This window comes from Cupriavidus sp. 96C5-1 (genome assembly GCF_057798855.1).
The window spans coordinates 39,983-52,571 of the sequence record NZ_JBYOJU010000024.1 but is presented as its reverse complement, the minus strand read 5'-3'; the positions used below and the strand labels follow the sequence as shown (position 1 = coordinate 52,571).

General features: G+C 64.1%; 11 protein-coding genes. 9 read left to right on the top strand and 2 right to left on the bottom strand.

What is annotated here, in order from left to right; genetic code table 11:
* Positions 1–552: 552 nt before the first annotated feature.
* From AC3FOF_RS24070 to arsH, 9 genes are all read left to right on the top strand, one after another.
* Positions 553–1,071, top strand: a complete 519-nt coding sequence (locus tag AC3FOF_RS24070; protein WP_017228049.1) for an arsenate reductase (azurin) small subunit — start codon at positions 553–555, stop codon at positions 1,069–1,071.
* A gap of 15 nt (positions 1,072–1,086) precedes the next feature.
* Positions 1,087–3,573, top strand: a complete 2,487-nt coding sequence (locus tag AC3FOF_RS24065; protein ID WP_488727987.1) for an arsenate reductase (azurin) large subunit — start codon at positions 1,087–1,089, stop codon at positions 3,571–3,573.
* A 212-nt stretch (positions 3,574–3,785) separates the two neighbouring features.
* Entirely contained in the window at positions 3,786–4,112 is a 327-nt protein-coding gene (locus tag AC3FOF_RS24060; RefSeq protein WP_488727986.1) for an ArsR/SmtB family transcription factor, read from the top strand.
* 12 nt (positions 4,113–4,124) lie between these two features.
* Complete coding sequence (locus tag AC3FOF_RS24055) at positions 4,125–4,607, top strand: ArsI/CadI family heavy metal resistance metalloenzyme (RefSeq protein ID WP_488727985.1); 483 nt, start codon at positions 4,125–4,127, stop codon at positions 4,605–4,607.
* A gap of 8 nt (positions 4,608–4,615) precedes the next feature.
* Positions 4,616–5,110, top strand: a complete 495-nt coding sequence (locus AC3FOF_RS24050) for an arsenate reductase ArsC (RefSeq protein WP_488727984.1) — start codon at positions 4,616–4,618, stop codon at positions 5,108–5,110.
* Positions 5,111–5,128: 18 nt separating this feature from the next.
* The gene (locus AC3FOF_RS24045) at positions 5,129–5,623 is read left to right on the top strand and encodes an arsenate reductase ArsC (RefSeq protein WP_488727983.1); all 495 of its coding nucleotides are present in this window, start codon (positions 5,129–5,131) and stop codon (positions 5,621–5,623) included.
* Between the two features lie 3 nt (positions 5,624–5,626).
* Positions 5,627–6,706: an ACR3 family arsenite efflux transporter gene (gene arsB, locus AC3FOF_RS24040; protein ID WP_035813169.1), complete on the top strand. Its 1,080-nt coding sequence runs from the start codon at positions 5,627–5,629 to the stop codon at positions 6,704–6,706.
* A 161-nt stretch (positions 6,707–6,867) separates the two neighbouring features.
* Complete coding sequence (gene arsC / locus AC3FOF_RS24035) at positions 6,868–7,290, top strand: arsenate reductase (glutaredoxin) (protein ID WP_488727982.1); 423 nt, start codon at positions 6,868–6,870, stop codon at positions 7,288–7,290.
* Complete coding sequence (gene arsH, locus AC3FOF_RS24030; RefSeq protein WP_035813206.1) at positions 7,283–8,005, top strand: arsenical resistance protein ArsH; 723 nt, start codon at positions 7,283–7,285, stop codon at positions 8,003–8,005. Before arsC ends, arsH begins: the two co-directional genes overlap by 8 nt.
* Positions 8,006–8,285: 280 nt before the next feature.
* Here arsH and AC3FOF_RS24025 read toward each other — a convergent pair whose 3' ends face one another.
* Entirely contained in the window at positions 8,286–11,402 is a 3,117-nt protein-coding gene (locus tag AC3FOF_RS24025) for an efflux RND transporter permease subunit (protein ID WP_488727981.1), read from the bottom strand.
* Positions 11,357–12,568 (bottom strand): efflux RND transporter periplasmic adaptor subunit, encoded by a 1,212-nt coding sequence (locus AC3FOF_RS24020; RefSeq protein WP_488727980.1) that lies wholly within the window; start codon positions 12,566–12,568, stop codon positions 11,357–11,359. The genes AC3FOF_RS24025 and AC3FOF_RS24020 overlap by 46 nt, the downstream gene beginning before the upstream one ends.
* Between the last annotated feature and the right edge of the window lie 21 nt (positions 12,569–12,589).

Below are 12,589 nucleotides of genomic sequence, written 5' to 3'. Positions count from 1 at the left end.
GGCGCGACAGGCGACGCTGCGCGAAAAGTGCTCGCTTTGGTGAGCAGTAGTAAATGAACAGCCACACCCGTCGGGGGATGTCGATATATACGGTTTCCACCATTTAGCCGGCCCCCCCTCATGCCAAGCCTCCGACGGGCCGCTAACACAACTGAATCTGCGGTTATGTTTCAAGCAACTCTGCGTTTGTCGCCGAGGCCATCGTCCGGAAAACAGGAGGTCGTGACGGTGGGTCCGGTTTACCGATTCGGCGCTCTGCGGCCGTCGAAATTCGCTCAACTTTGAACTCCCACGGCCATGGTGGCCCGTGCCGGGCCAAGTGACGTGGTGCGGTCGCACTTTTGGGCGACGGTATCTGTACCGCAGTGCAACTTGCATTCGCTGCGCCGTTGCCCTAGAAATAATTGAATATTTCCAAAAATATAGGCTGTTGTCATAGCCGCGTGGCCCCACCGGGGCTGCGGCCGCAAGCATGGCCCCCATGCCAACGACCACGGAGTGCCGGAGACCCGCGACGTGCATCGCGATCCGCTTTCCGCAGGAGGGGGCGACATGTCCATCACGCGCAGACAGTTCCTGAAGGCCACCGGCGGCGCGGCCGCCGGCATTGGCGTTTCGGGAAGCTTGTCCACCCCGGCGCAGGCCGCGCCAGCGCCCGCCGATCCGGGGCGGACGACTCTGCCGTTCAGCCCTAAGGTGGTCGCGCACCTCGGTCAACTGCGAGTCAATACCCCCGTCAGTTTCCTCTACCCGGACGCGTCGTCGCCCTGTGCCGTCATCAAGATGGGAATGCCGGTGCCCGGTGGGGTCGGCCCCGACCGCGACGTGGTGGCCTACAGCACGCTCTGTACGCACATGGGCTGCCCTGTCGCCTACGACGCCGGCGCCCGCACCTTCAAATGCCCCTGCCATTTCAGCATTTTCGATCCCGAGAAGAGCGGCCAGATGGTATCGGGACAGGCAACCGAGAACCTGCCGATGGTCCAGCTCCAGTACAACGCCAGCGATGGCACGGTGAAAGCCGTCGGTATCGAGGGGCTGATTTACGGGCGTCAAGCCAACCTGCTGTGAAGGGGGCGTATTGCCATGGCAACCAACAAGGACCGGGTGGCGCTGCCGCCCGTGAATGCGCAGCGGACCAACCTGACCTGCCATTTCTGCATCGTCGGCTGCGGCTATCACGTCTACAAATGGCCGGAGAACATTGAGGGGGGCCGAGCGCCCGGCCAGAACGCGCTGGGGCTGGACTTTCGCAAGCAACTGCCTGCGCTGGCGGTGGTGATGACGCCGAACATGCAGAACACCATCACCGACCGGGACGGCCAGCGCCACAACATCCTCATCGTGCCCGACAAGCAATGCAGCGTGAACCAGGGCTTGTCGTCGACACGAGGGGGCCAGTTGGCCAAGGTGATGTACAACCCTGACGGCGTGGCCAGGGCCCGCTTGCGCAGCCCGCGCGTCTATATGGCCGACCAATGGGTCGATACCAGTTGGGATGACGCGCTGGCCCTCTACGCCGGCGTGACCAAGCGGATCCTGGATCGCGACGGGCCCGCCGCGCTGGCGTTCGATTGCTTTGATCACGGTGGTGCGGGCGGTGGCTTCGAGAATACCTGGGGCACTGGCAAGCTGATGTTCACGGCGCTCAAGACGCCTCTCGTCCGGATTCACAATCGGCCGGCCTACAACTCCGAATGCCATGCCACCCGCGAAATGGGCATCGGCGAGCTCAACAACAGCTATGAGGATGCCGAACTCGCCGATGTGATCATGGCGATCGGCTGCAACTCCTACGAGACCCAGACCAACTACTTCCTGGCGCACTGGCTACCGAACCTGCAGGGCCAGACCATGGACAAGCGCAAGGCCCGCTTCCCGGGCGAAAGCGTCGCCGCGGCCAAGGTGATCTTCGTGGACCCGCGCCGCACCACGACGATCGCGGTGGCGGAGCAGGCGGCCGGCAAGGACAACGTACTGCACCTCGATATCGAGCCCGGCACCGATATTGCGCTGTTCGATGGGTTGCTGACCTATGTGGTGGACCAGGGTTGGCACGACAAGGAATTTATCGCGGGCTATACCAAGGGGTTCGACGCAGCGCTGCGCGCGAACCGGCTGTCGCTGGAGGACACCAGTCGCATTACCGGCGTCCCAGCCGACAAGCTCAAGCGCGCGGCGGAGTGGGCCTACAAGCCAAAGGCGTCCGGCCACCGGCCGCATACGATGCATGCCTATGAAAAGGGCATCATCTGGGGCAACGACAACTACCTCATCCAGTCCGCGCTGGTGGACCTGGTCCTGGCCACGCACAACGTTGGCCGGCGCGGCACGGGCGTGGTGCGCATGGGCGGGCACCAGGAGGGTTACGCCAGGCCACCGTATCCTGGCAGCACGAAGATCTACGTGGACCAGGAGATCATCCACGGCAAGGGGCTGATGTACACGGCGTGGGGCGCCAATCCATTCCAGACCACGCTCAATGCGCAGGAGCACCGCGCCGTGATCCTGCGACGCACTGCGGTTGTGCGAGAGGCGATGGCACGCCAGCGCGGGGCCGCCGTGCCGCAGATGGCGGATGCGATCTACGACGCCGTGAAGAGCAAGGGCGGGCTGTTCCTGACCAACATCAATCTGTATCCCACCAGCCTGGCTGACGCCGCGCACCTGATGCTGCCGGCCGCCCATCCGGGCGAGATGCACCTGACCTCGATGAACGGCGAGCGTCGGATGCGCTTGTCGGACCGCTTCATGGATCCGCCGGGCACCGCGCGTCCGGACTGCCTGATCGCCGCCGATATCGCCAACACGCTCAAACGCCTGTACGAGGCCGAGGGCAACCGTGAGATGGCCGCGCGCTTTGCTGGCTTCGACTGGCGGACCGAAGAGGATGCCTTCAATGACGGCTTCCGCCAGGCGGGCCAACCCGGCGCCGTCCCGATCGACAGCCAGGGCGGCAAGACCGGCAATCTGGTCACATACGAGCGCCTGCGTGCGATGGGCAACAATGGCGTGCAACTGCCCACCAAGGCGTACCGCAACGGCCAGTTGGTCGGGACCGAAATGCTCTACACGGACGGCAAGTTCGATACGGCCGACGGCAAGGCCGAGTTCAAGCCGGCGACCTGGCCCGGGCTGCCGAAGCCTGTCGCGGAGCAGAAGGCCAAGTATCACTTCTGGATCAACAACGGCCGGGTCAACGAGGTGTGGCAGACGATGTACCACGACCAGTTCAACGAATTCGTGCGCGCGCGAGTACCGATGGCCTATCTCGAGATCCATCCAGAGGACGCGCGGGCGCTGGGCGTGACCTCTGGCGACGTGGTCGAAGTCTATAACGACTACGGCTCCACCTATGCCCTGGCTTACCTGGAGCCGGACATCAAACGCAACCAGACGTTCATGCAGTTCGGTCATTTCAACGGGGTCATGGGGAACGTGACCACGTCGTGGACGGATCGCAATGTTGTGCCGTACTACAAGGGCACCTGGGCGGACCTGCGCCGCGTTGGCAGCATGCAGGACTTCAAGGACTCCGTCAGCTTCAAGCGCCGACGGTTCGACCACGCCTAGCGCGAACCCGGCTGGCGGCGCGCGCCAAGTCCTGCTCGTCCGGCCGCCACTCCGCAGTGGCCGGACCGAGCCCTATGACGGCTGGCCGGCTCGCCCACCTTGCCGATCACGTCACGAATTTGACATCGACGGCGCCTACCGTCGAGTTGGAAAGCGCCTGGCCCGTGTTTGCCGTGCTTGCCTTTGATCCATAATTCCAATATTATGGAAATATGGAAGAAAACGATGTGGTCCGCTCTCTCGCCGCGCTGGCCCATGGCCTGCGCCTCCAGGTTTTCCGCCTGCTGGTGGTGGCCGGGCCGTCTGGTTTGACACCCGGTGCGATCACCGAGCAGGTCGGGGTGCCCGGTGCGACGCTGTCCTTCCACCTGAAGGAATTGATGAATGCCCGTCTGATCATGCAAGAGCGTGAAGGGCGGCATCTGATCTATCGCGCCGCGTATGAGCACATGAACGACCTGCTTGGCTTCCTGACAGCCAACTGCTGCCAAGGTGAGGCCTGTTTCGAGAATACCGCCGCCACCGTTTGTGCGTGTTAAAGGGGAATTCCAATGAAGCGCTTTCATGTCCACCTCAACGTCCAGGACCTCGGCAAGAGCATTGCCTTTTACTCGAAGCTGTTCGCGGCCGAGCCGACGCGGATCGAGAGCGACTACGCAAAGTGGATGCTAGAGGATCCGCGAGTGAACTTCGCCATCTCCACCCGTGGCGGCGAGCCTGGCGTGGATCACCTGGGGTTCCAGACCGACAGCGCGGAAGAGCTGGTGGCGCTGAAAGACCGTGCGGAAGCTGCCGATATGGCGCTGCTTGATGAAGGGCAGACGACCTGCTGCTACGCACGTAGCGAGAAGCACTGGGTCACGGATCCCCAAGGCATCGCGTGGGAGCATTTCCACACGCTCGGGAACGTACCGGTGTTCGGTGAAAGCCGGCCTGCGGAACCCGCGAACGCAGACTCGGCATGTTGCGCGCCGCGCGCTCCGCAGGGCAAGCCGATCGGCATCGCGGTGAAATCCAACGCGTCGTGCTGCTGAAGGCCAGCATGAGCGAAAAGACCTATAACGTGCTGTTCATCTGCACCGGGAATTCGGCGAGGTCCATTCTCTCCGAAGGGCTGATGAATCATCTGGGCAAGGGACGTTTCCGTGCCTACTCGGCTGGCAGCCACCCGACGGGTGTTGTGAATCCCCTTGCGCTGGCGACCCTGCTGCGCTTCGGGCTGCCGACGGAAGCCTTCCGCAGCAAGAGCTGGGACGAGTTCTCCCAGGATGGCGCACCGCAACTCGATTTTGTCTTCACGGTCTGCGACAAGGCCGCCGGAGAAATGTGCCCGGTATGGCCCGGGCAGCCGACGACGGCTCATTGGGGCGTACCGGACCCAGCCGCATGCGAAGGGACCGAGGCGCAGAAGCAGCAGGCGATCCATGATGCCGCCATCACGCTGAAACGACGCATCGAACTGTTCCTGTCTCTACCCATACCTAAGCTCGATGCCGTGGCCCTTCAAAAGGCAGTACGCGATATCGGGCAAAGCTGACCATCACTGGCGGTTCCTATGACGACCAACGTTCTGATCCTCTGTACCCACAATTCGGCTCGCAGCGTGTTGAGCGAGGGCATGCTCAACCATCTGGCAAAGCAGCTTGACAGGGATGTCCGGGCCTATAGCGCCGGCAGCGCGCCGAGCGGCCGCATCAACCCGTTTGCGCTCGAGGCCCTGAGCCGGGCCGGCGTCGACGTGGACGGCTATCGCAGCAAGAGCTGGGACGAATTCGTCGGCGACGATGCCCCCAAGATGGACATCGTGATCACCGTCTGCGATAGCGCCGCGGCCGAGCAGTGCCCCTACTGGCCGGGCAGCCCGGTCAAGGTGCACTGGGGCTACGCCGACCCCTCCAACGCGCAAGGCGGGGACGAGGGCAAACGGCTCGCCTTTGAACTGACGAGGCAGGCGATCGGCTATCGCATGCTGCAGCTGCTGTTGCTGCCGATCGAAGAACTGAGCCATGCGGATTTGCAGGAAGCCCTGCAACGCATCTCGCAGAGCTGAACCATGACCACACACGAAGCAACGTCTTCTCGACACGTCTCAACGAAGCCGGCGATCGGGTTCTTTGAGCGTTACCTGACCATCTGGGTTGCGCTTTGCATCGTCGTCGGGATCGCGCTCGGCCAGTCCCTGCCAGGTGTTTTCCAGGCAATCGGTGGCATGGAGTACGCGCAGGTGAATCTCCCGGTCGGGATTCTCATCTGGGTGATGATCATTCCCATGCTGCTGAAGATCGATTTCGGCGCACTGGGCCAGGTCAAGTCCCACTGGCGGGGCATCGGTGTCACGCTATTCATCAATTGGGCAGTCAAGCCGTTCTCGATGGCGCTGCTCGGCTGGATCTTCATTCGACACTTCTTTGCGCCCATGCTTCCGGTCGAGCAACTGGATAGCTATATCGCCGGGCTGATCCTGCTGGCAGCGGCACCCTGCACGGCCATGGTGTTTGTGTGGAGCCAGCTCTGCAAGGGCGATCCGTATTTCACGCTCTCTCAGGTGGCGCTGAACGATGCCATCATGGTGGTGGCATTCGCTCCGGTGGTCGCGATGCTGCTTGGCTTGTCGTCCATCACCGTGCCGTGGGACACGCTGCTCACGTCGGTGGGCTTGTACATCGTGGTGCCGGTCCTGATATCACAGGTCCTGCGCAAGCTCCTGCTGAGCAAGGGCGTTGCGCACTTCCAGCGCGTTGCCCACAAAGTGGGGCCGTATTCCATCGCTGCGCTACTGCTGACCCTGATCCTGCTGTTTGCCTTCCAGGGCAAGGCGATCATCGACCAGCCGCTGGTGATCGCGCTGCTGGCCGTGCCGATCCTGATTCAGGTCTTCTTCAACTCGGGACTGGCCTATCTGCTGAACCGCAAGCTGGGGGTGGCCCACTGTGTCGCCGGCCCGTCCAGCCTGATCGGCGCGAGCAACTTCTTTGAGCTTGCCGTGGCTACGGCCATCAGCCTCTTCGGCTTCAAGTCTGGCGCCGCGCTGGCGACGGTGGTGGGCGTGCTGATCGAGGTGCCGGTGATGCTGCTGGTGGTCGGCATCGTCAATCGAACTCAGAAGTGGTACGAAGCGGGCGCGAAGGCCTGACTCAGGCACCACAATCGCGCTACGCGCGGCAACTTGCCGGGCGTGATTTCTGGTGCGCCATCATGCCTGGCGCGTTGCGCGAAAGCGCAACTTGTTTGGCTGTGGTGGCCAAGCTGATGACTTGGAGGTGAAAGTCCTCCACATCCTGTCCGAAACCGTTTATGACCGACATTACGATCTATCACAATCCGAAGTGCGGGACTTCGCGCAACACACTGGCCATGATCCGGAATTCCGGTGTCGAGCCGCGCGTCATCCATTACCTGGAAACACCGCCGAGCCGCGAAGGACTGGTGGCGTTGATTGCCGCCATGGGCATTCCCGTGCGCGAGGTGTTGCGGCGCAAAGGCACGCCATACGACGAACTGGGTCTCGACAACCCGAAGTGGAGCGATGACGAATTGGTCGACTTCATGCTGGCCCACCCGATCCTGATCAATCGTCCGATTGTCGCCACGCCATTGGGTACGCGCCTATGCCGCCCGTCCGAAGCGGTGCTGGATATTCTGCCGGACCGGCAGATGGGAGCGTTTTCCAAGGAAGACGGGGCACAGGTCATTGATGCGGAGGGCCGCCGTGTCTGATCTTCTTGCCGACCTGCCCCAGGTCAATGCGGATGTATTCCGCATCCCCGATGCCAGCCAACTGCGTCCAGGGGTTCCATCGACGCATGCCCCCAGGTTCTTGCTGCTTTACGGCTCTCTCCGTGCGCGCTCGTTTAGCCGCCTGCTGACCGAGGAAGCCGAACGGCTTCTCAAGGCAATGGGTGCGGAGGTGCGCATCTTTAATCCAAGTGGCCTGCCGCTTCCAGACGATGCCCCCGAGACCCACGCCAAGGTGGCCGAACTCCGCGAGCTCGTGCTCTGGGCCGAAGGTATGGTGTGGTGCTCGCCGGAGCGGCATGGCGCGATGACGGGCATCATGAAGACGCAGATTGACTGGATTCCGCTATCGGTCGGTGCGGTGCGTCCGACGCAAGGTAAGACGCTGGCGGTAATGCAAGTCTCGGGCGGCTCGCAATCCTTCAATGCGGTGAACCAGATGCGCGTGCTGGGCCGCTGGATGCGCATGTTGACGATTCCGAACCAGTCTTCGGTAGCCAAGGCGTTTCTGGAATTCGATGAAGCGGGCCGGATGAAACCGTCCGCCTACTATGACCGGGTGGTGGATGTCCTGGAAGAACTGGTCAAGTTCACACTGTTGACACGCGACACTGCGGCATATCTGGTGGATCGGTACAGCGAGCGCAAGGAAAGCGCTGAGGAACTCTCCAAGCGCGTCAATCAGTCGAGCATTTGAGATTTCCAAGATGGGGGGCGGCGATGCCGGGTCTTATCCAGCCCCGGGACATACATTCCGACCGCGGTGGGCTCCGCGATGCGGAGCGCGCTGTCGCCAAGCGGCTACCGCAGCTACTCAGCTTGATCCGCCCCGATCTTGCGAGTCGCTGACGGAGATCCTTCAGAGGCTCCATCAGCAGGCCGGTATCGTCAACGGCAATGCAAGCGCGGCGCGTCGGACCTTTGCGGTGATGCTCCACCGCCAGGTGGCGATCGACCAGGCTACCCGAGAGTTCCGATCAGTCTTGCGTTAGATCCTCCTCGCTGACCGTCGTCAGCCTCGCCAGGCGCGGCCCCAGCCAGCGGCGCAGGTCATCCAGATAGGCGAACCCCACTGGCACACAGACCAGGCTCAGCAGCGTGGAAGTCGCCAGGCCACCGATGACGGTGACGGCCATCGGGATGCGAAAGCCCGAGTCGGCGCCGAAGCCGATCGCGGCCGGGATCATGCCCGCGACCATGGCCACAGTCGTCATCACGATCGGTCGCGCCCGCGCGGCCCCGGCGGTCATCAGGGCACCATGCCGAGTCAGGCCTTCCTTCATGCCGTTGATAGTGAAATCGACCAGCAGGATGGCGTTCTTGGTGACAATGCCCATCAGCATCAGCATACCGATGATGGCTGGCAGGTCGAGCGAGGCGCCGATGAGCCACAACGCCGGGATCGCGCCGATCAGCGACAGCGGCAAGGTACAGAGGATGGTCAGCGGCTGCAGGAAGTCGCGGAACAGCAGCACCAGGATCGCGAACATCGCGAGGATGCCGGCGCTCATCGCCACGGCGAAGCTGCCGAACATCTCCTCCATGTACTCGGACTCGCCGTAGTCGATGCGCTGCACGCCAGCCGGCAACTCGCTGAACGTCGGCAGCGCAAGAATCGCATCCAAGGCCTGCCCCAGGGAGCCGGAGGACAGGTTCGCATCCACGGTGATACGCCGTTGCCGGTTATAACGCTCAATGCGCGATTCGCCCTCCGCGTACTGGATGTCCGCCACCGCGGCGAGTGGAACGGTGCTGTCTCCCGACAACGTGGGCAGACGCAGGGCGCGGAGCGCATCGAGGTCGGAGCGGGCGCTGTCGCTCAGGCGTACCCGCATCGGCAGCTGTCGGTCGGCCAGGAAATAGCGGGCGGACTGCGCGTCGATCTCACCGGTGGTGGCGATACGCAGCGCATTGCCGATGGCGTCGGTATTCACCCCCAACCGCGCGGCGTCGGCAAGCCGCGGGCGAACCAGCAGTTCCGGGCGCGGTGGCGCCAGGCTGGACTGGACGTTGACCAGCTGCGGCAAGGCACGCATCTCGTCGGCAAGGCGTCGGGCGGCCTGGGACAGCGCTACCGGGTCGTGGCTACCCAGCATCACCGACACTTCGCGCCCGCCACCATCGGCGAGGAACTGGAAGTGCAGGTCCGGCAGTGCCGCCAAGGCGGGTTGCACATCCAGCTCGAACGCCTTGCGCGTCAACCGCCGTTCCTTGCTCGGCTTGAGGGCGATGGTGAAGGTGGCCTCGTTCAGGCTCACCGCGGTGGTCAGCACATGGGTGACGTCCTCATGCGCGCTCAGCACGGCGGCAACGCGCCGTGCCACGCTTTCCGCCTCGCCCGGCGCGTTGCCGGCCGGCAGTTCGACCCGCAACAGCGACAGGCTGTTGTCGCTGACCGGCAGGAAGCCGCTCGGCAGCCGCTGCACCAGCACGACCGACAGCACAAATGGCAAGCAGACCAGCGCCAGGGTCAGTCCGCGGTGGCGCAGCGCCCACGCCAGCAGCCGCAGGTAGGCTCCCATCAACCGCCCCTGGGGCGGATCGCCTGCGGGCACCGGGACTTTCCCATGGGGGGCCGGGCGGAGGAAGTAAGCGGCCATCAGGGGCGTGAGCAGCCGGGCCACCAGCAACGAGGCCAGCACCGCGATGGCGGCAGTGAGCCCGAACTGGCGGAAGTACTGGCCGACCACGCCATCGATGAAGCTCACCGGCGCGAACACCGCGACAATGGTCAGGGTCGTTGCCAGTACCGCCAAGGCGATGGCGTCTGCAGCATGCAGCGCCGCCTGGTAAGGACGTTCGCCCATATGGATATGTCGATCGATATTCTCGATCTCGACGATGGCGTCGTCCACCAGAATGCCGATCACCAGGGTCAAGGCCAGCATGGTGATGCTGTTGAGCGTGAAGTCCAGCCACAGCATGGCCAGGAACACCGGGAGGATGGACAGCGGCAAGGCAACGGCGGAAATCAGGGTGGCGCGCCAGTCGCGCAGGAACAGGAACACCACCAGCACCGTCAGCAGCGCGCCCTCGATAAGCGTCTGCATGGCGGTGCTGAAACTGGCGCGCGTGTAGTCGACCGTCGAAGAGACTTCACGAATGCTGATATCCGGGTGCGAAGCCTGTAGCGTTGCCAGCCGCTGGGCTACTCGTTCGGCGACCTGCGTGTCGCTCGCGCCCTTGCTGCGCCAGAGGGAAAAGCCCACCGTCGACGCGCCGTTGAAATGCGCAAAACCCTGAGCATCGCTCGCGCCATCACGAATGTGGGCCAGCTCACCCAGCGGCAGCCACTTTCCTCCGGACAGGGCGATCGGCATGACGCGCAGGGCTTCCAGAGACGCCTGACGGGCCGGCACGCGGATTACCTGGCGCTGGCTGGCTTCGTCTACATAGCCGCCTGGTGACTCCGTATGGGTACTGCGCAGCTGACTATTGAGCTCTTCGATGATCAGGCCGTGCTGCGCCAACATCGCGGGGTCTACCTCGATGCGCAGCTCACGCTCGGCGCCGCCAAAACGCGTAACGCGCTGTACGCCCGGTGTCGCCAGCAGCTCCCGACTGACGGTGTTATCGATATACCAGGAGAGGTCGAGCGGGGTGCGCGAAGCCGATGTCAGCACGTAGCTGAGCATCGCGCCACCCTCGATATCCACCCGCTGGATGACCGGTTCGAGGATGGTCTGCGGCAACGCGCCGCGGATCTGGCCAATGGCCGCCCGCACATCGTTGACCGCCCGGTCGGGGTCGACGCCGAGCTGAAACTCGACACTGGTTTCGCTGACCGCAGCCCGGATGGTGGACTGCACGTGCCGCACACCCGGCAGGCCCGCCAGACCGTCCTCGACGCGGCGGGTGATGGAGGACTCGATCTCGGTCGGTGCGGCACCGGTTTGTACGATCACCACGCTGACCAGTGGGAAGGTCACCGATGGGTTGGCGTTCACCGGCAGCCGCAAAAAGGCGGCGATGCCCGCCAGCGTCAGTACGCAGAACAGCACCAGCGTCGGAATGGGGCGCCGTATCGCCCACGCGGACAACCCCTGCTTCATGCCTCGGCACTCGCTGTAGCTACCGTCATCAATGGTTTCCACGGCAGCAGCCACGACTTGAACAGTCGACTCGTCAGCGAGATGCGCCGCACCGGGAGCACGTTGGCGGTGGCGACATCCTGTGCCCGCACCGCATCGCCGTCCTGCAGCAAGGTTGCCCCTGCAACCACGACGCGGCTGTTGGCGTCCAGGCCGGCGCGGACTTCCACCCAGCCGTTCTCTCTCATTCCGATCTGTACCGGCGTGTGTCGCGCGCGGCCGGCGTCCACCACGAAGACATAGGGCGCGGCATGTTCTCGCGTCTGATCAGCCCCGGCCCCGGCGTCATAGCGCAGTGCCCGGACGTCGAGCGCGAGTGCGTCGCGTTGCGCCAGCACGATGCGCGCGTTGCCGACGATGCCGGGACGTGCTGTGGGAGGAGGCACCGTGTCCATGGTGACGCGCACCTGACCGTAGCCGGTGGCGGCGTCCACGCCGCTGCTGATCAACCGCACCTTGCCCGCCAGCACACCCTCTCCGCCACTGGTGCTGACCTGCACCGGCATGCCGACGACCAGTTCCGGCAGCACCTGCTGCGGGATCTGTGCCTGGAATTCGGGCGGCAGATCGCTGGCCAGCCGGAACAAAGTGCTCTGGGCGCCGACCATGGCGCCGACCTGGACAGTGCGCTGTGTGATGGTCCCGGCCACCGGTGCGCGGATCTCGGTGTGCGTCTGCCGCACCCGCTGCTCATCCCAGGCCGCCTGTGCCTGTTGTAATGCAGCTTGTGCGGACTGCATGGTCGCGCGCACCGCCTCGTAATCCTGCCGGCTGACGGCGCCGGCAGGCAGCAGCCGCTGCGCACGCAGGTGCTGCTCGGTGGCCTGCGCGAGTTCTGCGCGGGCGCGCTTTACGGCATGTTCGGTCTGGCGTGCCTGGCTGTCCAGCACCGCGCGCTCGAGGCGCGCCAGCACCTGACCGCGTTTCACCGGCTCACCGCTTTCGACCAGCACTTCGGCCACCCGAAGGCCGTCGAGCGGCGAACCGATAGCGACTTCCTCGCGCGCGATCCAGGTGCCGGCCACGGTCACCGTCGCGTGTAACGTTCGGTGGCTGGGCACGGCGGTACTGACGAGCTGCGCATTCTGCGTGACCGGCGTGGCGGGTGGCGCGTTGACGTCGCTGCGCAAGACCAGCCAGGCCAGGCCCAACGACGCGATCACCAGCATCGCGACCCATAGGCTTCGGCG